The following is a 21,900-nucleotide window of genomic DNA, read 5'->3' as shown; positions in this document are numbered from 1 at the left end:
GGCGGGGGCACTCGCCTTCTCGCGGGGCCCGTCAGCGCGCCGGGGTGCAGGGCAGCGGCGCCCAGCGGGCGCACTTCGGCGGTCCCTGCGGCGGCGGGGCCTCCGCCCCCTTGGCCGCCGCCGGCAGCTCCCACAGCGCGATCGCGCGCGGCGGCGGGTCCACCACCACCGCCTCCAGCCCGGGCGTCGGGCTGCACCACAGGCTGCTGATCCCGCCGGCCGGCCCGCCCGGCGCCACCGGCACCCCGGGCTCGGCCGCGTCCGGCGCCTGGACGCACACCGACGGAGCCGGCGGTTCCGGCTCCCGGAACAGCACCGCCGGACGGCCGCCGACCAGCGTCATCATCGCCGCGCCGCCCACCGACGCCGTCAGCGCCGCCGCCGCACCCGTCAGGACCAGGCTCCGCAGCCCGTGCCGGGCCCGGAGCACCGGCACCGCGGGCCGGTGCGGCTCCGGGCACCCGCGCACCGCCGCCCGGTGCAGCAGCCCGCTCAGCCGGTCCGCGAACCCGGGATCGGCCGGATCCGGCCCGGCCAGGTCCGGCACCCACTGCGCCAGCGCCGCCCGGGCCGCCCACACCCGCCCCTCCGCCGCGGCCAGCGTCGACTCCACCTCCACCGCGACGGCCGCCGCCGGCAGCCCCAGCCCGTCGTGCAGCACCAGCGCGCGCCGCTGCGGCCGGGACAACCGCTTCAGCGCCTTCAGCAGGGCCCGGTCCCGGTCCGTCAGGCGGTCGTGGTCCGGCAGCACCGCCTGCGACTCGTCGGCCGGGCGCACCTTGATCCGCCGGTGCGGCAGCCGCCACGCGTGCGCCCGGCGCGGCCCGCCCCGGTGCCACGGCGACAGCGCCAGCTCGGACGCCCGCACCCGCACCCACGCCTCCGGATTCCCGGAGCCGGCCACCGCGTCCCACGCGCGCCGCGCTTCCCCGAACGCCCGCCGCACGCAGTGCGCCGCCCGGTGCCGGCACGCCGTCAGCAGGAAGACCTGCTGGACGAGCCGCGTGTGGGAGGTCTCGTACAGCTCCTCGAACGTTGCCGGGCCAGCGTCGGCCGGCCGCGCGCTGGGCCGCTGCTCCGCGCCGGGCCGCTGCTCCGCGCCGGCTTCGCGGCGCTTCGCGGGGATCCGCCGCTGTTCGGCGGGGGCGGGGGCCGGGGCGGGGCCGGTGCGGGCAGCCAGGCCGCTGCCGGTGCCTTCGGTCGGGCGGCCGGGCGCCTTGCCGGGCTCGCGGCGCGGCTGCTCCTCGGCGCGGGCGGCGGATCGGGGGCGCTCGCCCGGCGGGGCGGCCGTCTTGGCGGGGGCGGCCGTCTTGGCGGGTGCCGCCGTCTTGGCCGGGGCAGCAGCCCCGGCCGGGGCCGCCGTCTCGGCCTGGGCCTCGGCGGGGGGCTTCCGCCGGACGGCTGACGGCGCCTCGGCCGGGTCCGCGCCGAGGCGCTTCGCCAGGGCCACCGCCTCGGCCTCGGTGGCGGCACCCAGCTTCTCCATGGCGCGGCGCAGGGCGGCGCGGGTGCCGCGGGGCAGGGGGTGCCCGGCGACGAGCTGGGCGAGGGCCTCTGCCTCACGGGGGGTCAGTTTCCGCGTGCGGGGTGGCGTGGTCATCAGACGCTCCGGGTCGGGCCGCCGGCGGCTTGGGGGCAGGGTCTGAAAATGCGCATAAGCCAATAATCTGGGACACGACGGCGGTTTGCCGCTTCACGGAGCATGGCGAGTCGCCTTGGCACCATGAGGCGCATGACGCAGCTGATGGGCCGTCCGATCCTGGAGGTGCCGGGCGAACTGGGTGCTCGCCCCGCCCTGGCCGACCTCCTGGCGGGGGTGCGGACGGCGCTCGTCGGGCTCGCGGTGGTCGGGGTGCCGGTGCTCGGGCTGTGGGTGGTGACGCCGTACGCGGACGACGACGCGGCCGGTGCGTCGCGGCTCGCGGGGGCGCTGTGGCTGCTGGGGCACGGCGCGCCGCTGCTGCGCGGCGGCGCGGGGGCGCCGCTGACGGTCACTCCGCTGCTCATCGGCCTGCTGGCGGTGGTTCAGCTGTTCCGGGCGGGCGCCCGGGTGTCGGCGCGGCGGGGGCTGCGGTCGTGGTGGGGCGGCCCGGTGGCGGTGTGGGCGGGCTACTGCGGGGTGGCGGTCGTGGTCGTGGTGCACTGCGTGGGAGCGGGCCTGTTCCGCACCCGGGTGCTGCCGGACGTCCTGGTGGTCGGGCTGCTGGCCGCGCTCGCGGTCACCGCGGGGGCCCGGTCGACGCGCGAGGTCCGCGAGCCCGACGAGCCCTATGGGGCGTACGAGCCCTATGAGCCCTACGCGTCGTACGGGCCGGATGAGCTGGACGAGCCGGACGAGCCGGACGACTCCGACGTGCTCGGGGCCGTGTTCGCGAGCCGCCTCCTCGGCCGCCTTCCCGAGCACGCCCGTCCGGCGGACTGCGCGGAAGCCGTCCGCCGTGCGGCGCTCGCGGCGGGGGCCGGGCTGGTGGCGGCGGGCGGAGTGCTGGTAGCCGTCGCGGCGGTGTCGGACGCGGTGACCGGCGGCGGCCGGGGGATGGCGGTGCTGGGCCGGGGCCCGACGGCCGTCGCGGGGCTGGTGCTGCTGGCGGTGGTGCTCCTGCCGAACGCGGTCCTGTGGGGAGCGGCGTACGCGCTGGGGCCGGGGTTCGCCGTGGGGGAGGGGACGGTGGTGGCGCCGGGCGGCACGGCGCTCGGGCCGGTGCCGGACTTCCCGCTGTTCGCGCTGCTCCCGGAGTCCGGCCCGGGCGGCTGGCGGCTCGCGGCGATCGCGCTCCCCGTCCTGGCCGGGGCGGTCCCGGCGGTGCTGCTCGGCCGGGCCGCGGCCCGGCGCGCGTGGGAGCCGGCCGCGACGGCCGTGGCGGCCTTGCTGGCGGCGCTGCTGACGGGTGCCGGGGCGGCCGCGCTGGGCTGGCTGTCCGGCGGCGCGCTGGCGGGCGGCCGGATGGCCCGGCTGGGGCCGGTGCCGTGGTGGGCGGGCCTTGCGGCGGCGGGCTGGTTCGTCGTCGTGGTGGTGCCCGGGGCGCTGCTGGCGCGCTACCGGGCGCTGGGCCCGGCCGCTCCGGGAGCCGGCGTCCTCGCGGGCCTGGCCGGCCGCGCCCGCCGGAGCGGCTGGCTGTTGCGTGCCCGCGCGCACGGCGCGGTGCTGCGGCTGAGCGGAAGCGCCCCCGAGGCGTCGGAGGATCGACCGTAGGGCGTGTCCTTTCGGCTCAGGCCGGGCGCCGCGACGCCAGGGAGCGCACGTCGCCGCGTCGTCGTCGGCGGCCGATGTCCCTCAGCCTCCGCCCTGCGATTGGACACGCCCTGACGCCGCGGCCCTCCGAGCGGAAAGGGCCGGTCCTAGTTCCGGCCGTTCCCGACCAGGTCGACGTACCACTGCGGCGCGAGCCGGCTGCAGTTGTCGGCGCCGACCGTCGTCAGCGAGTCGCGGACGCAGGTCACGTAGTCGTCGTAGTAGAGCCCGAGGCCGATCACCGAGGACGCCACCACGACGGTCATCGCGCCGGTGAGCACCCCGGCGAGCGCGGCCGGCGTGAGCGGGTTCGGCCCGGCGGGCGCGACGCCCACGGCGGTGGCCGGCCGGGGGGCGCGCATCGCGCCGATGCCCCACACGATGCCGAGCGCGCCGACGAACAGCGCCACCCAGGTGACCCCGGCGAGCACGCAGATCAGCGCGAACAGCCCGGCGAGCGCCGCGTTGCGGGCCTTGCGCTGGGCCGGATCGGTGGGGTCGAGCCGTGGCGGCTGCGGGGCCGGCGGGCGGGGCTGCCAGCCGTCGCCGCCGGACCGGCCGGGGCCCTCGCCGTCGGGGCCGTCGCCGCCGTCGGCGGACCGGGGGGCACGCGGCTGCCACGGCTGGTCCGGGGCATCCGCCGGCGGCGGCGCGAAGGGGTTGCGCTCGCCGGGGTTGTCACCGCTGCTCATGGTTTCCGCCATTCCTTCTCGGTCGGTGGGGCGGGTGCCCGTGCCCCTATGATCCCGCAGCGGTCCGACGGGCCCCCGGCGGCCTGCCGGGCCGGGCACGGGGAGATCCCCGTCTCAACTACGCGCGTAGCCCCGGCCGGAGGGTTCGGGGGCCGTCCGACCAGCCGTTATCGTGGTGACGGTCAGCAGCTCACAGAGGTTCCCCGGGGCCCGCGTCGCGGCGGGTTCTCCTGGTGTTCCCCCTCGCTCGACCTGCCGTTCGTAGTGGCCCCACCGCCGGTGGACGTACCAGCGGGCGGCGCCCGACCTACGGAGAATCGCGCAGTGGCCGCCGCCCCCGCCCAGCTCTTCCCGCCCCGTACGCCCGGACCGGCCCGCCTGGTGGTGCTGGTCTCCGGCTCGGGCACCAACCTGCAGGCGCTGCTCGACGCCGCCGCCGACCCGGCCTACGGGGCCGAGGTCCTCGCGGTGGGCGCGGACCGGGACGGCATCGCGGGTCTGGAGCGCGCCGAGCGGGCGGGCCTGCCGACCTTCGTCCACCGGGTCAAGGACCACGCGGACCGCGCCGACTGGGACCGCGCGCTGACCGCCTCCGTCGCCGCCCACGAGCCGGACCTGGTCGTCACGGCCGGCTTCATGAAGATCCTCGGCCCCGAGTTCATCGCGGCCTTCGCGGGGCGGATCGTCAACACCCACCCCGCGCTGCTGCCGTCCTTCCCCGGCGCCCACGGCGTCACCGACGCGCTCGCGTACGGGGTGAGGGTCACCGGCTGCACCGTCCACCTGGTCGACGCCGGGGTGGACACCGGGCCGATCATCGCGCAGGGCGTCGTCGAGGTCGCCGACGCCGATCACGCCGATGGCGGCGAAGCGCTGCACGAGCGCATCAAGACTGTCGAGCGCAAGCTGCTCGTCGACGTCGTGGGCCGGCTGGCCCGCGAAGGTCACCGCATCGAGGACCGAAAGGTATGGATTCCGGCACATGAGTGAGCGCAGCGAACGAGTCATCGAGGAAGGTGCCTGGCGCGCAGCGCCCGCCGAGCGCAGCGAGGTGGGAGCATGAGTGCCAGCTCCACCACGCCCCCCGTTTCGGAGAACATCCGTCCGATCCGTCGTGCGCTGATCAGCGTGTACGACAAGACCGGTCTGGAGGAGCTGGCCCAGGGCCTGCACGCCGCCGGGGTCGCGATCGTCTCCACCGGCTCGACCGCCGGCCGCATCGCCGCCGCCGGCGTCCCGGTGACCGAGGTCTCCGAGCTGACCGGCTTCCCGGAGTGCCTGGACGGGCGCGTGAAGACGCTGCACCCCCGCGTGCACGCCGGCGTGCTCGCCGACCTGCGCCTGGAGTCGCACCGCGCTCAGCTGGCCGAGCTCGGCGTCGAGCCGTTCGACCTGGTCGTCGTGAACCTCTACCCGTTCAAGGCCACCGTCGCCTCCGGCGCCACCCCGGACGAGTGCGTCGAGCAGATCGACATCGGCGGCCCGAGCATGGTCCGCGCCGCCGCCAAGAACCACCCGTCGGTCGCCGTCGTGGTCGACCCGGCCCGCTACGGCGACGTGCTGACGGCCGCCCGCGAGGGCGGCTTCGACCTGGCCACCCGCAAGCGCCTGGCCGGTGCGGCGTTCGCCCACACCGCCGCCTACGACGTGGCCGTCGCCTCCTGGTTCGAGGCCGGCTACGCCCCGAGCGACGAGCGCTTCCCCGAGTTCCTGGGCGCCACCTGGGAGCGGCAGAGCGTGCTGCGCTACGGCGAGAACCCGCACCAGGGCGCCGCGCTGTACAGCGCCGGCACCGGCGGCCTGGCCGGCGCGCAGCAGCTGCACGGCAAGGAGATGTCGTACAACAACTTCGTCGACACCGACGCCGCCCGCCGCGCCGCCTACGACCACGCCGAGCCGGCCGTCGCGATCATCAAGCACGCCAACCCGTGCGGCATCGCGACCGGCGCGGACGTCGCCGAGGCGCACCGCAAGGCGCACGAGTGCGACCCGGTCTCCGCGTACGGCGGCGTCATCGCGGTCAACCGCCCGGTCACCGTCGAGCTGGCCGAGCAGATCGCCCCGATCTTCACCGAGGTCGTCGTGGCCCCCGGCTACGAGGAGGGCGCGGTCGAGGTCCTGGCCCGCAAGAAGAACCTGCGGGTGCTGCTCGCCCCCGAGGCCCCGGTCAACCGCCAGGAGGTGCGCCCGGTCTCCGGCGGCGTGCTGCTCCAGGACGCCGACCGGGTGCACGCCGAGGGCGACGACCCGGCGACCTGGACGCTGGCCAGCGGCGAGGCGCTGTCCGAGGCGGAGCTGGCCGAGCTGGCCTTCGCCTGGCGGGCCTGCCGGGCCGTCAAGTCCAACGCGATCCTGCTGGCCAAGGACGGTGCCTCGGTCGGCGTCGGCATGGGCCAGGTCAACCGCGTGGACTCGTGCAAGCTCGCGGTCGAGCGGGCCGGCGAGCGGGCCAAGGGCTCGTACGCGGCCTCGGACGCGTTCTTCCCGTTCCCGGACGGCCCGGAGATCCTGATCGCCGCGGGCGTCAGGGCGATCGTGCAGCCCGGCGGTTCGATCCGCGACGAGCAGGTCGTCGAGGCCGCCACCAAGGCGGGCGTGACGATGTACTTCACCGGCGCGCGCCACTTCTTCCACTGACGGCGTGACGGAACGCAGGAGCGGCCCGGCTCCCTCCGAGAGGGGGCCGGGCCGCTCCGCGTCGCCGTGCGTGCGGGCCGGTCAGTAGCGCGGCCGGTTGAACCAGGCGACGCCGTCCCGGGTGGTCACCGCGGCGATCCACAGGACGCAGATCGCGATCCACAGCACGCCGATCCCGACCCCGACCCCGGCGCCCGCCGCGGCGCCCGCGACCTGGGAGTTGGCGCCCCCGGTGATCGAGCTGACCAGCACGCCGAGGCCGAGCAGCAGGGCGATCGCGCCGTACACGATGGTGGTGATCCGGGTGGCCGGGCCGCCGCTGCCGAACTTCACACCGAGCGTGATGGAGAGCACCGCGGCGAGCAGGTAGACGACCCCGATGACCAGCAGGACGCTCGCCGCCGCGTTGCCGAAGATCGCGGTGTCGCTGCCGGTGGTGTGCTCGTTGGCGACCTTCTTGGCGCCGGCGGCCCCGATCAGCAGACCGGCCGTGATGAAGACCTGCACCGCGCCGATGATGAACAGGAACACCCGGGCGGTGACCATCAGACCCGGCATCGACATGCGCTGGGGCGCGACCGGCGGGTACCCGTACACGGGCTGCGCGGCCGGCTGCGGGTAGCCGTACCCGGCGGCCGGCGGGGCCTGCTGCGGGTAGCCGTACCCGGGCTGCTGCGGCTGGCCGTACGGGTTGTTCGGGTCGGGCGGGTAACTCATCGAAGCCTCCGGGCAGTTACGGGGACGTGGGGACGGGGCGGCGGAGCGCCCGGAGCCGGCCGGCGGGTCGGGGTGCCGGACGGACGGGACGCCGGTCGGGCGCGTCGGCGGCACGGCGACGGTGCCGCGGTGCCGAGCGCCGGCGGCTCAGGAACGTGCCCGGTGCGGAGCGAGCGGGAACGGCTGCGGCGCGCTGGACGGCGCTGTGTCGTGTGGTCGGCTCACTGCTTCTTTCCCCCGGGTGCGCCCCGCCGTGGTGTCCGTCGGCCCGTCACCGGGCCGGTCGCGGCAGGGCCGTGCCCCATATCGTCGACCGGACGGGAGCGCCGTGTCCAGCCGCCCCCGCGGCGGTGGCGAGACTGTGGCGCAACCGCAACGCGGTACCGGCCTTCCGTGTCCGTCCCGTTCTCCCGCGGGCCCCGGCGGAGCGGGTCCGGCGCCCTGGTACGGAGGCTTGCCGCGATCCGGGAGAATGGGGTCATGACTGCCCAGATTCTCGATGGCAAGGCCACTGCTGCCGCGATCAAGTCCGAACTCGCCGTCCGCGTGGCGGCCCTCAAGGCGAAGGGCGTCACGCCCGGCCTCGGCACCGTCCTGGTCGGCGACGACCCGGGCAGCCGCTGGTACGTGAACGGCAAGCACAAGGACTGCGCCGAGGTCGGCATCGCCTCGATCCAGCGCGAGCTGCCCGCCACCGCCACCCAGCAGGACGTCGAGGACGTCGTCCGCGAGCTCAACGCCGACCCGGCCTGCACCGGCTACATCGTCCAGCTGCCGCTGCCCAAGGGCCTGGACCAGAACCCGGTCCTGGAGCTCATGGACCCGGACAAGGACGCGGACGGCCTGCACCCGACCTCGCTCGGCCGCCTCGCCCTCGGCATCCAGGGCCCGCTGCCCTGCACCCCGCTGGGCATCGTCGAGCTGCTGCGCCGCCACGACGTCGAGATCAACGGCGCCGAGGTGGTCGTCGTCGGCCGCGGGGTCACCGTCGGCCGCTCGATCGGCCTGCTGCTGACCCGCCGCTCCGAGAACGCCACCGTGACCCTGTGCCACACCGGCACCCGGGACCTGGCCTACCACCTGCGCAAGGCCGACATCATCGTGGCCGCCGCCGGCGTGCCGCACCTGATCAAGCCGGAGGACGTCAAGGCGGGCGCGGCCGTCCTGGACGTGGGCGTCAGCCGCAGCGAGGGCAAGATCGTCGGCGACGTGCACCCGGGCGTGGCCGAGGTGGCCGGCTGGATCTCGCCGAACCCGGGCGGCGTGGGCCCGATGACCCGCGCGATGCTGCTCAACAACATCGTCGAGGCGGCCGAGCGCCGCGCCGGCGTCTGACACCTCCGGGAGGCGGCGGACATGAGTGACCCACGACCCGCGGCGCGGTCCCGGCAGCGGCCGGTCAAGACCACCGGCACCATCCCGCCGGAGGGCTCGGCCGCGGCCCTCGGGCGCGAGCACGCCCTGCCGGTGCGGCAGTGGCCGATAACGCTGGTCCTGCTGGTGGTCGGCGCCGGGCTCGCGGTCACCTGGTTCGCCGACTTCAAGGACGGTTTCAAGTTCGGGCTGCTGATCCTCGGCGGCGGCGTGCTGCTCGGCGCCGTCCTGCGGCTGGTGCTGCCCGAGGTCGGGATGCTCGCGGTGCGCAGCCGCTTCACCGACGTGATCGTGCTGGGCTTCCTGGGGTCGGCGATCGTCCTGCTGACGCTGGTGGCCCAGCCGAATCCGTGGCTGGAGTTCCCGCTGCTCGACAACATCGGGCAGTTGATCGGGCGTCCCAAGCACTGATCCCGCGCCACCGCGCCGCGCGACGGCCCCCGTCCGGGTTCTCCGGGCGGGGGCCGTCCGCGTGCCCGCCGGGCGTTCCGCCGTTGTGACGCATCAGCCACGCCCGCGCACGCGGCGTACGCTTCCCTTTGCGATAACCTGACGCCGGTCTCTCGATGTCGAGAGACCATCCTCGGCTCCAGTGCCGGTGTGCCTGGGGCACCTGGCGATTTGCTGGAGAAGGTAGAAATGACCCGCACCCCCGTCAACGTCACCATCACCGGAGCAGCCGGCCAGATCGGCTACGCGCTGCTCTTCCGCATCGCCTCGGGCCACCTGCTCGGTGCCGACGTGCCGGTGAACCTGCGCCTCCTGGAGATCCCGCAGGGCCTGAAGGCCGCCGAGGGCACCGCGATGGAGCTCGTGGACTGCGCGTTCCCGCTGCTGCGCGACATCACCATCACCGACAACCCGAACGTGGCCTTCGACGGCGCCAACGTCGCCCTGCTGGTCGGCGCCCGTCCGCGCACCGCGGGCATGGAGCGCGGCGACCTGCTGCAGGCCAACGGCGGCATCTTCGGCCCGCAGGGCAAGGCCATCAACGACCACGCCGCGGCCGACATCAAGGTCCTGGTCGTCGGCAACCCGGCCAACACCAACGCCCTGATCGCCCAGCGCAACGCCCCGGACGTCCCGGCCGAGCGCTTCACCGCGATGACCCGCCTGGACCACAACCGCGCCGTCGGCCAGCTCTCCGCCAAGACCGGCGCCCTGGTCTCGGACATCAAGCGCGTCACCATCTGGGGCAACCACTCCGCGACCCAGTACCCGGACATCTTCCAGGCCGAGGTCGCCGGCAAGCCGGCCTTCGAGGCCGTCGGCAGCGACCAGGCCTGGCTGGAGAACGACTTCATCCCGACCGTCGCCAAGCGCGGCGCGGCCATCATCGAGGCCCGCGGCGCGTCCTCGGCCGCCTCGGCCGCCAACGCCGCCATCGACCACGTGCACACCTGGGTCAACGGCACCGCCGAGGGCGACTGGACCTCGATGGGCGTCGTCTCCGACGGCTCCTACGGCGTCCCGGCCGGCCTGATCTCCTCCTTCCCCGTCACCACCAAGGACGGCAAGTTCGAGATCGTCCAGGGCCTGGAGATCTCCGACTTCTCCCGCGCCCGCATCGACGCCTCGGTCAAGGAGCTGACCGAGGAGCGCGACGCGGTCCAGGAGCTCGGCCTCATCTGAGCCGCCCGGCTTCTTCGACGGCCCGCCGCCTCCCTCCCGGGGAAGCGGCGGGCCGTCGCCTTACACTGGCGCGCTGTGAACGAAACCATCGGGGACGCGGCGCTCGTCCTCGTCTTCATCCTCCTGGGCGGGCTCTTCAACGTCGCCGAGATCTCGCTGATCTCGCTGCGCGAGGGCCAGATCCGGACGCTGGAGGCGCAGGGCACCCGGCGCTCCGCCCGGGCCGCGCACCTGGCCGCCGACCCCAACCGCTTCCTCGCTGCCGTGCAGGTCGGCGTGACCTGCATGGGCTTCCTGTCCGCCGCCTTCGGCGCGGACACGCTGGCCGGCAAGGTCGCCCCGCTGTTCGTGCGGGCCGGGCTCACCCGGGGCGTCGCGGACGCCGTCGCGCTGGTCGGCCTCACCCTGGTGATCAGCTACGTGTCGCTGGTGCTCGGCGAGCTCACCCCCAAGCGGATCGGCCTGCAGCGCGCCGAGTCGATCGCGGTGACCGCCGCGCCCGTCGTGGACGTGATGTCCTCGGTGCTGCGGCCGGTGATCTGGCTGCTCGGGCACTCGACCGACATGATGGTCCGGCTGCTGGGAGGCGACCCGACCGCCGGGCGCGGCTCGATGAGCTCCGAGGAGTTGCGCGGCCTGGTCGCCGCCAACACCGAACTCGGCAGCGACGAACGGGCGTTGATCGCCGACGTGTTCTCCGCCGGGGAGCGGCAGTTGCGCGAGGTGATGGTCCCGCGCACCGAGGTGACCTTCCTGGACGCCGAGCGCGCGCTGACCGCCGTCCGCCACCAGGCCGAGACCTCGCCGCACTCGCGCTACCCGGTGGTCGAGGGCAGCGCCGACGCCGTGGTCGGCTTCGTCCACGTCCGCGACCTGTACGGCACGCGCGGCGAGCAGGCCGCCAAGGTCCGCGACCTGGCCCGCCCGGTCAAGCTGCTGCCCGGCACCAAACTGGTGCTGGAGGCGATGGGCGAGATGCGCCGGGAGGGCCACCACCTGGCGATCGTGGTCGACGAGTACGGCGGCACCGCGGGCATCGTCACGCTGGAGGACCTGGTCGAGGAGGTCATCGGCGAGATCCGGGACGAGTACGACCGCCCGCAGACCGCCACCATCCGCCGGCTGGCCGGCGGCGGCATGGAGCTGGACGGCCTGCTCAACCTCGGCGACTTCGCGGAGGAGACCGGCGTCGCCCTCCCGGAGGGCCCGTACGAGACGGTGGCCGGCTGCCTGGTCGCCTCGCTGGGCCGGCTGCCCAGGGACGGCGACCAGGTGCGGGTGCCGGTCGAGGGCGGCGGCGGGGTGCTGCTGACGGTGGCCAAGCTGGAGGGCCGGCGGATCGCCCGGGTCAGGGTGAGTGCCGTCACACTGTCGGAACCTCCAGGGGCAGAGGTTTCCTGACCGCCCGGTGGAACTGGAACAATGGCCCGCATGGTCAACGCAGCGGTCACTGGTCCGGTCAAGGACCGTCCTCGGGTGCTCTCCGGGATCCAGCCCACCTCCGGGTCGTTCCACCTCGGCAACTACCTCGGCGCGGTGCGCCAGTGGGTCGACCTGCAGAAGGACAACGACGCCTTCTACATGGTGGTCGACCTGCACGCGATCACGGTGCCGCAGGACCCGGCGACCCTGCGCGAGAACACCCGGATCTCCGCCGCCCAGCTGCTCGGCGCCGGCCTGGACCCGGAGCACTGCACGCTCTTCGTCCAGTCGCACGTGCCCGAACACGCGCAGCTGGCCTGGGTGATGAACTGCCTCACCGGCTTCGGCGAGGCCTCCCGGATGACCCAGTTCAAGGACAAGTCCGCCCGCTACGGCGCCGACAGCACCACGGTCGGCCTGTTCACCTATCCGATCCTCCAGATCGCCGACATCCTGCTCTACCAGGCGGACGCCGTCCCGGTCGGCGAGGACCAGCGCCAGCACGTGGAGATCACCCGGGACATCGCGGAGCGCTTCAACTCCCGCTACACCCCGACCTTCACGGTGCCGAAGGCGTACATCCTCAAGGAGACGGCGAAGATCCAGGACCTCCAGGACCCGGCCGTCAAGATGAGCAAGTCGGCCTCCTCGCCCAAGGGCCTGGTCAGCCTGCTGGACGACCCGAAGGTCAGCGCCAAGAAGTTCAAGAGCGCCGTCACCGACACCGGCACCGTCGTCTCCTACGACGAGGACGGCAAGCCCGGCGTCTCCAACCTGCTGCGGATCCACTCCGCGCTCAGCGGCCGGTCCGTCGAGGACCTGGTCGCCCACTTCGAGGGCAAGATGTACGGCGCCCTGAAGACCGAGCTGGCCGAGCTGTTCACCGAGTGGGTCACCCCCTTCCAGGAGCGCACCCGCACCTACCTGGACGACCCGGCCGAGCTGGACCGGGTGCTGGCGCTCGGTGCGGACAAGGCCCGCGAGGTGGCGTCGCAGACGCTGGAGACGGTGTACGACCGGATCGGCTTCCTCCCGGCCGCCAAGCGGTGACTCCCCTCACACGCCTGCCCGGTGGTGGCGACCTCCCCGAGGTCGTCACCATCGGCGTGTCCGTGAGCGTCCCGGACCCGTTCGGCGCGCGGATCCAGGACGCCCGGGCCGGGCACGGCGATCCGCTCGCCCGGTCGATACCGACGCACGTCACGCTGCTGCCGCCGACCGAGGTGCCGGCCGGGGAGCTTCCCAAGATCGAGGAGCACCTCGCGGCGGTGGCCGCGGCGCACCGGCCGTTCCGGATGCTGCTGCGCGGCGGCGGCACCTTCCGCCCGGTCTCCCCGGTGGTGTTCGTCCGGGTCGAGGAGGGCGCGCAGGAGTGCCGGCTGCTGGAGGCGGACGTCCGCTCCGGCCCGCTGGCCCGCGAGCTGGCGTTCCCCTACCACCCGCACGTGACGGTGGCGCACGGCCTGCCGGACGACGTGCTGGACCAGGCGTACGAGCAGGCGCGCGGCTTCCGGGCGGCGTTCACGGTGCCCGGGTTCGGCCTCTCCCGGTTCGACGCGGACGAGGTCTGGCGGCCCTGGCGGAGCTACTCCTTCGCGTGAACCGGCCGGACCGGCCGGACCGTTGAACCGGTTGGAGCCGCGGGACCGGCCGGCCCGGCCCGAGCGGCCGGATCAGCTGGCGGTGCGGGTGAGTTCGAGCATCCGGTCGACGACCCGGCGGGCCGCGCCGCCCTCGTCCAGCGCGCAGTGGGCGGCCCGGAAGCGGCGGTAGCGCTCCGCGTACCCGGCGGTCAGCCCGGTGCCGCCGTCGGCGAGTCCGCGCAGCGCGCCGACCAGCTCGGCCGAGTCCGGGACGAGCGGGCCGGGGGCCTCCGTCTCGAAGTCGAAGTAGAAGCCGCGCAGGGTGTCGCGGTAGTGCTCCAGGTCGTACGTGAAGAAGAGCACCGGGCGGCCGGTGATCGCGAAGTCGAACATGATCGACGAGTAGTCCGTCACCAGTACGTCCGCGACCAGCAGCAGCTCCTGGACGTCCGGGTAGTCCGCGCAGTCGTACAGGAAGCCGTCCCCGGCGCCCGGCAGCGGCTCGCGCACGTGCGCGTGCGGGCGGATCAGCAGCACGTGGTCCGGGCCGAGGGCGCGGCGCGCGTGGTCGACGTCGATCCGCAGGTCGAGCCGGAAGCCGTCGCCGTCGCCGCGCTGCTGGTCCTCGCGCCAGGTCGGCGCGTACAGCACGATCCGCTTGCCCTCGGGGATGCCGAGGCGGCGGCGGACGGCCGCGGCGGTGCGCCCGTCGGGCCGGGCCAGGACGTCGTTGCGCGGGTAGCCGGTCTCCAGGATCTCGCCGCCGTACCGGAACGCCCGGCGCAGGATCGGGGTGGCGAACGGGCTGGGGGAGACGAGCACGCTCCACTGCGGGGTCTCGCGGTCGAGCGCGTCCAGGTAGCCGTGGTCCGACAGCCAGGGGTTCTCGACGTCGTGGGCGATGCGCTTCAGCAGCGAGCCGTGCCAGGTCTGCACGACCACCTGGCCGCGGCGGCGCTCCAGGAAGTCCGGGAAGTGGGTGTTGCCGACCAGGTACCGGCAGGTGGCCAGCGCCCGGTACCACTCGGGGCTCCAGATCCGCACCGCGGTGACCCCGGGCGGCAGGTCCGCCTGGGCGTCGTCGACCACCCACAGGTGCTCCAACGGCAGTTCGCGGCGGACGAGTTCGGCGTGCACCGCGCGCGGGGAGTCGGCGTAGCCGCGGCCGCCGAACACGTCGTACAGCACGGCCTCGCGCAGCGGCTCGCGGCGCGCGGCGGGGTACTCGGAGGCCCGCAGGCGGGACTGCGTCCAGGCGCTGCGCTCGGTGGCGCTGAGCACCGGCGTGGAGTCCACCAGCAGGGTGTCGTGCCAGCGGCGCTGGAGCAGGACGGGCTTGCCGCCGGCCTGGGTGGCGGCCGGCAGGACGGCCAGCGCGCCGGGCGCGGCCAGCAGCGGGCGGGTCGGGCCGGAGCGGTCGGCGGGCTCCAGCGCGGCCTCCCAGATGCCCTTGCGCAGCGGCAGGGCGGTGCCGTCCGAGCCGGTGCGGGTGGCGGGCACCCGCACCCGGAAGCGGCCGTCGGCGCCGGCCTCGACCGGTCGGCGGACCTCGCCGGCCGTGCCGGTGTGCCGCAGCACCAGCTCCAGCCGGCCCGCGGCCGGGTCGGGGCAGTGCCCGGCGAGCTCGAAGGCGCCGGCCTTGACGGCGATCCGGTCGATCAGGCCGGCCGCGGGCTGGACGCAGACCTGGAGCCGGCCGTCGGCGAGGTGCTTGAGGTAGAGCGCCCGGTCCGCGGTGCCGGGCAGCCGGTGCTGGCCGGCCACCGGGCCGCCGCGCTCGTCCACGACGAGCTGCTCGGTGCTGCCGTCGGGGCGGCGCAGTTCGGTGTCCCAGTGCTCCAGGTCGCCGGTGCCGCGTCCCTCGGCGGTGAACGGCCGGTAGGGCAGGTGGACGGCGAAGGCGTCGCCGGTGCGGGTGACGGGCTGTTCGACGACGGCGTCGCTCTGCCGGTGGCGCAGCCGCAGCACGGTGCCGGACGGGCAGTGGCCGGCGGTGCCGCGCAGGTCGAGGCCCCCGTCGACGGGGGTGGCGGCGGTGAGCCGGACGCCGGGGCGCTCCAGCAGCAGGTGCAGCCGGTCGTCGGTGAAGTGCGGCTGGAGGCGCACGTCGCGGTCGACCCAGCGGGCCGGCGGGTACTCGCCCGAGCCGCACCAGTGCGGGGCGAGCGTGCCGTACTGGCGGCGCACCCGGGTGGGGCGGGGGCGGGTGAAGAGGGTGGTCTCGATCTGCCAGTCGCCCAGCAGCCACGCGCCGCCGCGGCGCAGCCGCCCGGGCTCGATCACGGCGGTGAACCCGGACCAGTCGTGGTTGTGCTCGGGCTGGGCGCTCTCGTCGGTGATCTCGGGCAGGCGCCGCGGCCGGGAGCGCACGTGCACGGGCGGCTGGGCGTCCTCGGGGTGGCGCAGGGTGAGCCAGGTCCAGGCGGAGCCGGCCCGGGCGGTGTCCTGGTCGTGCGGGCGGGCGAAGCCGGTGAGCTCCAGGCCGCGGCCGGCCCAGCGGGCGCGCAGCAGGCCGAAGACGGCGTCCTCGGACGGGGTGGGCAGCGCGGTGGTCACACGGGGGTCGGCGTGGGGCAGGACGAGCCGCGTGAGCACTGGCATTTCGGGTGGAGCCCTTCGGGACGGGAACCCGGCGTGGGGCTTGGCCGGGGGTGCTGGCGACCGGCGGGAGCCGGAACGGTGACAGTCGAATTGACATCCCATACCGGGACGACACCCGGGGTCAACTGTACGGTTCGTAGAATTTCCTGAGAAATTTGCCGACGAAACGCCAGTTCGAGTGCAATGTGGGCGTAAAGATCCGGGCGCTCTCGGGTAACTCCCGGAAATGCCGAGGCGTCCGGTGCGCAATCGCACCGGACGCCTCGGGACGTTCGAGGGAAAAATTACTCCTTTCGGAGCATCGCATCGACGACGCGGGCGGCGGCCTTGCCGTCGTCCAGGTCGCAGTAGGCCTCGCGGAAAGTGGCGGCCTTGTCGGCGAATTCGGCGGCGACCTCGTCGACCCGGCCGAGCGCGGAGACGAGTTCGGCGGACGTGGCCAGCAGCGGGCCGGGGACCACCGATTCGAAGTCCAGGCTGAAACCGCGCAGGTTGTCCCGGTAGTGCTCCAGGTCATACGTGAAGAACAGCACCGGCTTGCCGGTCGACGCGAAGTCGAAGACCGAGGCCGAGTAGTCGGTGACCAGTACGTCGGCGATCAGCAGCAGCTCCGCCATGTCGGGGTAGCTGCCGACGTCCCAGACGTAGCCGTTGCCGGCGTCCGGGATCTGGCCGCACATCACGCTGTGCCGGCGCACCAGCAGCACCTGGTCCTCGCCGAGCGCGGCCCTGGCCGCCTCCAGGTCGATCCGCAGGTCGATCTGGTAGCCGCCGTTGGGCCGGCGCCGGTCCTCGCGCCAGGTCGGCGCGTAGAGCACGACCTTCTTGCCCTCGGGCAGCCCGAGGCGCTCGCGGACCTGCTCCGCGGTCTTCTCCCGGTCCGGGGCGAACAGCAGGTCGTTGCGGGGCGAACCGCTCTCCAGGATCTCGCCCTTGTAGTCGAAGGCGCGCTTGAGCAGCGGGGCCGACCAGCTGTTGCCGGCCACCAGGAGGTTCCAGTTCGGGACCTCCTTGGCGAGGCCCTTCAGGTAGTTGGAGTCGGTGAACCAGACCTTCTCGAAGTCCAGGCCGATCTGCTTCAGCGGCGTGCCGAGCCAGGTCTGCACGACCACCTGGCCGGGGCGGCGGACGAAGAAGTCGGGCAGGTGGGTGCTGGTGACGATGTACTTGGCGGTCGCCAGCGCCTCGAACCACTCCGGGCTCCACAGCCGGATCGCCTGCGCGGTCTGCGGCAGGTCGGCCTGGAGGTCGTCGCTGCCCCACAGGTGCTCCAGCGGCAGGCCGCGGCGCACGAGCTCCTCGTGGATCGCCCGCGGGGAGTCCGCGTAGAGGCCGCCGAGGCCGCCGTTGTACAGGACGGTCTCGCGCACCGGGTGCCGACGCGCGGCCGGGTAGTCGGCCGTCCGCAGCTGGCGCTGGCGGTAGCCGCTGCGCTCCTCGGGCAGCAGGGCCGAGTGCGACTCCAGCGACAGGCCGTCGTGGTGGCGCCGCTCCAGCACTATCCGCTTGCCGCGGGACTCCACCTCCAGCGGCAGCGTGCCGAAGCAGTCCGGCGAGATCAGCGCGTGCAGGACGACGGCGTCGTCGACCGGGGCGCCGACCGGACGGAAGAAGACGTTCCAGGTGCCCTGGGCGAGCGGCACGCGCCCGGCGAAGGAGGCGGTCGGCACGGCCGGCATCGCGGTGCGGAAGCGGCCGTCGGTGATCTCCACCGGGTAGACGTGCTCCTCCTCGCGCCAGTCGTGCCGGACGACCAGCTCCCAGCGGTGCGAGTCGGGCAGCGGGAAGGAGCCGCTCAGCAGGAAGCCGTCGGCGCCGCGCGAGGCGACCTCCTCGACGATCGGCTGGAGCAGCTGGTCCGAGAACTGCAGGTTCCCGGCGGGGGAGGGCTTGGAGTAGAGCGCGCGGCGCTCCGCGGTCGGCGCCTGCGGGTTGAGGACGACGTGCAGCTGCTCGGGCGCGTTGCGCTCGTCCCAGACCACCGGCACGACGCTTCCGTCGGTGAGCACCAGGGCGGTGTCCCAGCGGTCGCGGGCACGCTCGGCGGCCACCGGGTCCAGCTCGGCCCAGGCCTCGCGGACGGCGGTCAGCTCGGCCGCGGGGAAGGAGACCGAGAACGGCTGCAGCGTGCCGACCGGCGCGCCCGGCTCCAGCGGGAAGGCCAGCTCGCGGTCGGACTCGACGTGGGTGAGCCGCAGGCGGGCCCCGGCGAGGCTCGCGCCGGAGCGGGCCGCGCCCGAGACCTCCACCCGGCCGGCGTGCGCGGCCAGGCCGGTCACCCGGGCCCTGACCGTCTCCACCTTCAGGTAGACGAAGTTGTCCCGCACCCACGGCACGATCCGCACGTCCGGCTCGACCCAGTGCGTCGGGAGGTACTCGGCGGTGTCGCTCCAGCCGGCCGAGACCCGGCCCTTGTACACGCCGCCCTTGCCCGCGCCGGCGACCAGGACGCGCCAGTGGCCGTCCTTCCACTGCCCGCGGTGCTTGAGCTTCTTCGGGTCGAGGGCGACGGTGAAGCCGGCCCAGTCGCAGTTGTACAGGTCGTGGCTGCAGCTCGCGGTGGCCTCGGGGCTGTACTGGGTCTTCATCGGCACGGCGACGACCCGGCGGCCCTTGGTCTCGCGCAGCACCAGCGTGCGGACCATGTCGTGCTTGCCGGCCGCGCCCAGCTGCTCCGGGTACGCGTGCCCGGTCAGCTCCAGCTTGCCGCCGACCCAGGCCGAGCCGTACAGCCGGCTGCGCATGACCAGCGAGTTGTCCAGCTTCAGGACGCCGGCCGGGACGCTCTTGCGGCCGCCGCGCAGGAACGGGTAGTCGGCGTAGGGGCGCAGCAGGCCGCGGGCCTGGACGCCGCCGTTGCTCTCGCCCTCGTACTTGATCTGCTCGACGAACTCGTCGACCCGGCCCTGGAGGGTCAGGTGGTACTTGAGCCGCAGCGGCGCGCGCAGCTTGCGGACCTGCTCGGGGCCGATCGCCCGCAGCAGCCGGCTGACGTGCTTGACGTAGGCGTCCCGGTACTCCTTGTCGCCGTCCACGACGGACCAGAAGAACATCGGGATCTCCTCGACGAGGGTGTTCTCGTCGTAGGAGCGCAGGTACTGGGCGAAGCGCGGCTCGGTCTGCTTCTTCAGCCAGCCGCGGACCAGCTCGACCGAGGCGACGCGGTCGATCAGGCCCTTCGGGTTGGTGCGCATCTGCGTGATCGACATCTCGCCGACCTCGCGCTCGCGCCAGTGGTAGATCGGCTCGGCGAGCACGTCCACGCTCTTGGCGAGGTAGTGGTGCGGCACGCTGACCGGGGCGTCCTCGTACAGGATGCCCTCGGGGTACAGCAGGCCGGCCGCGTCGAAGAAGGAGCGGCGGTACACCTTGTTCCACGCGGTGCGGTCGGTGACCAGCGCGGGGATCTCGGTGATGTGGGTCTTGAGCCTGGTCTCCTTGAACGGCTTCACGTGGCCGCCGGACTGGTAGTAGCCCACCGCGCGGAAACGCAGCACGTTGCCGGTGGCGAAGTCGGAGCCGGTCTCGTCCAGCGTGTTGATCATGAGCTCGTACGCGCTCGGCGGCATCGAGTCGTCGCTGTCGACGAAGCACAGGAACTCGGCGTCCGGGTCGATGTGCCGGATGCCGGTGTTGCGGGCCGCGCCGAGGCCCTTGTTCACCTGGCGCACCAGGCGGAACCGGGAGTCCTTGGCGGCGTAGGCCTCGGCGAGCGCCGCGCTGCCGTCCTTTGAACCGTCGTCGACCATCACGCACTCGAAGTCGCCGAAGGTCTGGGCGGCGATCGAGTCGAGGCACTCGACGAGGTAGCGCTCGACGTTGTAGATCGGAACGACGATGGAGAGGCGGGGAGCCATCGGCTACGCAGGCCTTTCTCGGGAATCAGCGTGGCAGCCCGGGTCGGGGTCTGGCCGCACTTTTGAATCGGTGCGTACGTGCACCGCGATCCTACCGTCCTGGCCAAGGCGCTCCCGGGGGCCACTACGCTTGGGGCCCGTGCCCCGCTTCAGCGTGATCGTCCCCGTGTACCAGGTCCAGGACTACCTCGCCGAGTGCCTCGACTCGGTCCTCGGCCAGGACGGTCCCGACTTCGAACTGATCGCGGTGGACGACCGCTCCCCGGACGGCTGCGGCGCGGTGCTCGACGAGGCGGCCGCCGCGGACCCCCGCGTCCGGGTGCTGCACCTGCCGGAGAACGTCGGCCTCGGCCGCGCCCGCAACGCCGGCCTGGAGGTCGCCACCGGCGAGTACGTGATCTTCCTCGACAGCGACGACACGCTCACCCCGGGCCTGCTCCGGGCCGTCGAGGACCGGCTCGCCGCCACCGGGGACCCGGACGTCCTGGTCTACGACTACGCCCGCACCTACGTCGACGGCCGGATCACCCGCGCCGCCTCCGCCCACGTCTTCGGCGCCGCCTCCCCGGACGTCTTCGACCTCGACGCCCGCCCCGACCTGCTCGACCTGCTCCAGGTCGTCTGGAACAAGGCCTACCGCCGCGGGTTCATCACCGAGCAGGAGCTGGTCTTCCCGGCCGGCTACTACGAGGACACCCCCTGGACGTACCCGGCGCTCCTCGCCGCCGCGAGCATCACCCTGCTCGACCGGATCGGCGTGCACTACCGCCAGCGGCAGGAGGGCGGCAACATCCTGGCCACCGCCAGTCGCAAGCACTTCGACGTCTTCGCCCAGTACGACCTGGTCTTCGCCTTCCTCGACCGGCGCCCCGACCTCGACCACTGGCGCCCGGTGGTCTACGGCAAGATGCTGCACCACCTCAACACCGTCGTCGCCAAGCCCGGCCGGGTCCCGGCCGGCGACCGCCGCGAGTACTTCCGCCGCGCCGCCGAGCACTGCGCCCGGCTGCGCCCGGCCGGCTACCGCCCGCCCGCCGGGGTGGACGGGGTGCGCACCGAACTGCTCAGCCACGGCCGCTACGGCGCCTACCGGACGGTCCGCGTGCTCGCCCGGGCCCGGCGGCTGGTGGGGCGCTGAACCCGCCCGCCGCAGGTCGAGCCTGACGGCCGTTCGGGGGACGGGCCGGTATAACCGGTCGGGTGGACTTCCTGACCCGCCTTCCGGTCGTCGGCCCGCTCGTCGCGCGGGTGCTGCGCAGCCGCCCGTACCGGGTGTACGAGCACTTCACCGCCGCCCGCGGCAACCGGCTGGCCGGCGCGGTCACCTTCTTCGGCTTCCTCGCGCTGTTCCCGCTGCTCACCGTGGCCCTGGCGATCGCCGCCACGACCCTCAGCGACAGCCGGGTCGCCGACTTGCAGAAGCGCATCTCCGACCAGCTGCCGGGCATCTCCGACGCGCTCAACCTGCCGTCCCTGGTGTCCAACGCGGGCGCCGTCGGGCTGGTCAGCGGGGCGCTGCTGCTGCTCTCCGGCCTGGGCTGGGTGGACACCATGCGCACCTCGATCCGGGACGTCTGGCAGCTGCCCGCGGAGGACGGCAACGTGATCCTGCGCAAGGCGTGGGACTGCGTCGTGCTCGGCGGCCTCGGCCTGGTGTCGCTGGTCTCGCTGGGCACCTCCGCCGCCGGCACGACGCTCGCCGGGCGGATCGCCGACGCGATCGGCCTGCACAACGGCTACCTGCTCACCGGGGTCGGCCTCGTGATAGCGGTCGCCTGCGACACCCTGCTGTTCGGCTACCTGCTCGGGCCGTTCGCGGGGATCCGCGGCCAGCGCCGGCGCGACGTCCTGCAGGGCGCGCTGATCGGCGCGGTCGGCTTCGAGCTGCTGAAGATCCTGCTCGCGTCCTACCTCGGCTCGGTGGCCGGGAAGAGCCTGTACGGTGCCTTCGGCGTGCCGGTGGCGCTGCTGCTCTGGATGAACTTCGTCTGCCGCCTGCTGATGTACTGCGTCGCGTGGACGGCCCTGGCCGACCCGGCCGCCGCGCGCGAGCGGACCCGCGAACACGCGCGAACGCTGCTGGCGGCCGCGGACGAGGCGCAGACGGCGGCGGCCCGGCCCCTGGGGTGAGGCCCGGCCGCCCCGGGGCGACG

Annotated in this window: 16 protein-coding genes; 11 read left to right on the top strand and 5 right to left on the bottom strand. The window is 74.1% G+C overall.

All coding sequences use genetic code 11. The features are described 5' to 3' along the window. Positions 1-31: 31 nt before the first annotated feature. Positions 32-1,600: a hypothetical protein gene (locus ACFXDE_RS38320; protein WP_380498961.1), complete on the bottom strand. Its 1,569-nt coding sequence runs from the start codon at positions 1,598-1,600 to the stop codon at positions 32-34. A 132-nt stretch (positions 1,601-1,732) separates the two neighbouring features. Between ACFXDE_RS38320 and ACFXDE_RS38315 the strand changes: the two genes are divergently transcribed. Then, complete coding sequence (locus tag ACFXDE_RS38315; protein ID WP_380498960.1) at positions 1,733-3,193, top strand: DUF6350 family protein; 1,461 nt, start codon at positions 1,733-1,735, stop codon at positions 3,191-3,193. A gap of 146 nt (positions 3,194-3,339) precedes the next feature. Here the strand turns inward: ACFXDE_RS38315 and ACFXDE_RS38310 are convergent, their stop codons facing one another. Further along, positions 3,340-3,924, bottom strand: a complete 585-nt coding sequence (locus tag ACFXDE_RS38310; protein ID WP_380498959.1) for a hypothetical protein — start codon at positions 3,922-3,924, stop codon at positions 3,340-3,342. A gap of 324 nt (positions 3,925-4,248) precedes the next feature. Between ACFXDE_RS38310 and purN the strand changes: the two genes are divergently transcribed. Beyond that, positions 4,249-4,914, top strand: coding sequence for a phosphoribosylglycinamide formyltransferase (purN, locus tag ACFXDE_RS38305; protein ID WP_380498958.1), 666 nt, complete (start codon positions 4,249-4,251; stop codon positions 4,912-4,914). 69 nt (positions 4,915-4,983) lie between these two features. Beyond that, positions 4,984-6,561 (top strand): bifunctional phosphoribosylaminoimidazolecarboxamide formyltransferase/IMP cyclohydrolase, encoded by a 1,578-nt coding sequence (gene purH, locus ACFXDE_RS38300; protein ID WP_380438995.1) that lies wholly within the window; start codon positions 4,984-4,986, stop codon positions 6,559-6,561. An 81-nt stretch (positions 6,562-6,642) separates the two neighbouring features. Here the strand turns inward: purH and ACFXDE_RS38295 are convergent, their stop codons facing one another. Further along, positions 6,643-7,278: a hypothetical protein gene (locus ACFXDE_RS38295; protein WP_380438997.1), complete on the bottom strand. Its 636-nt coding sequence runs from the start codon at positions 7,276-7,278 to the stop codon at positions 6,643-6,645. A gap of 480 nt (positions 7,279-7,758) precedes the next feature. Here ACFXDE_RS38295 and ACFXDE_RS38290 point away from each other — a divergent pair, with 480 nt between their 5' ends. The 6 genes from ACFXDE_RS38290 (at position 7,759) to ACFXDE_RS38265 (ending at position 13,307) form a co-directional block, all read left to right on the top strand. Beyond that, a complete protein-coding gene (locus ACFXDE_RS38290; RefSeq protein ID WP_380438999.1) occupies positions 7,759-8,613 on the top strand; it encodes a bifunctional methylenetetrahydrofolate dehydrogenase/methenyltetrahydrofolate cyclohydrolase in 855 nt (284 codons plus the stop codon). 21 nt (positions 8,614-8,634) lie between these two features. Continuing rightward, the gene (locus tag ACFXDE_RS38285) at positions 8,635-9,063 is read left to right on the top strand and encodes a DUF3017 domain-containing protein (protein WP_380439001.1); all 429 of its coding nucleotides are present in this window, start codon (positions 8,635-8,637) and stop codon (positions 9,061-9,063) included. A 228-nt stretch (positions 9,064-9,291) separates the two neighbouring features. Beyond that, the gene (locus ACFXDE_RS38280; RefSeq protein WP_380439003.1) at positions 9,292-10,284 is read left to right on the top strand and encodes a malate dehydrogenase; all 993 of its coding nucleotides are present in this window, start codon (positions 9,292-9,294) and stop codon (positions 10,282-10,284) included. A gap of 75 nt (positions 10,285-10,359) precedes the next feature. Then, positions 10,360-11,685, top strand: coding sequence for a hemolysin family protein (locus tag ACFXDE_RS38275; protein ID WP_380439005.1), 1,326 nt, complete (start codon positions 10,360-10,362; stop codon positions 11,683-11,685). A gap of 30 nt (positions 11,686-11,715) precedes the next feature. Beyond that, positions 11,716-12,756 carry a tryptophan--tRNA ligase gene (trpS, locus tag ACFXDE_RS38270; protein ID WP_380498956.1) on the top strand — a complete coding sequence of 347 codons (1,041 nt, stop codon included), beginning with the start codon at positions 11,716-11,718 and terminating at the stop codon, positions 12,754-12,756. Further along, a complete protein-coding gene (locus tag ACFXDE_RS38265) occupies positions 12,753-13,307 on the top strand; it encodes a 2'-5' RNA ligase family protein (RefSeq protein WP_380439009.1) in 555 nt (184 codons plus the stop codon). Before trpS ends, ACFXDE_RS38265 begins: the two co-directional genes overlap by 4 nt. Positions 13,308-13,379: 72 nt before the next feature. On the opposite strand, the gene ACFXDE_RS38260 is transcribed toward ACFXDE_RS38265, so the two are convergent. Both ACFXDE_RS38260 and ACFXDE_RS38255 read right to left on the bottom strand, forming a co-directional pair. After that, positions 13,380-15,890, bottom strand: coding sequence for a CDP-glycerol glycerophosphotransferase family protein (locus ACFXDE_RS38260; RefSeq protein WP_380498955.1), 2,511 nt, complete (start codon positions 15,888-15,890; stop codon positions 13,380-13,382). 284 nt (positions 15,891-16,174) lie between these two features. Then, a complete protein-coding gene (locus ACFXDE_RS38255; RefSeq protein WP_380498954.1) occupies positions 16,175-19,747 on the bottom strand; it encodes a CDP-glycerol glycerophosphotransferase family protein in 3,573 nt (1,190 codons plus the stop codon). A 139-nt stretch (positions 19,748-19,886) separates the two neighbouring features. Here ACFXDE_RS38255 and ACFXDE_RS38250 point away from each other — a divergent pair, with 139 nt between their 5' ends. Both ACFXDE_RS38250 and ACFXDE_RS38245 read left to right on the top strand, forming a co-directional pair. Next, the gene (locus tag ACFXDE_RS38250; RefSeq protein WP_380498953.1) at positions 19,887-20,885 is read left to right on the top strand and encodes a glycosyltransferase family 2 protein; all 999 of its coding nucleotides are present in this window, start codon (positions 19,887-19,889) and stop codon (positions 20,883-20,885) included. 62 nt (positions 20,886-20,947) lie between these two features. After that, positions 20,948-21,877, top strand: a complete 930-nt coding sequence (locus tag ACFXDE_RS38245; RefSeq protein WP_380498952.1) for a YihY/virulence factor BrkB family protein — start codon at positions 20,948-20,950, stop codon at positions 21,875-21,877. The last annotated feature ends 23 nt before the right edge of the window (positions 21,878-21,900 follow it).

This window comes from Kitasatospora sp. NPDC059408, assembly GCF_042751525.1.
Classification (GTDB): domain Bacteria; phylum Actinomycetota; class Actinomycetes; order Streptomycetales; family Streptomycetaceae; genus Kitasatospora.
This window is presented reverse-complemented; position numbering and strand designations above follow the sequence as displayed.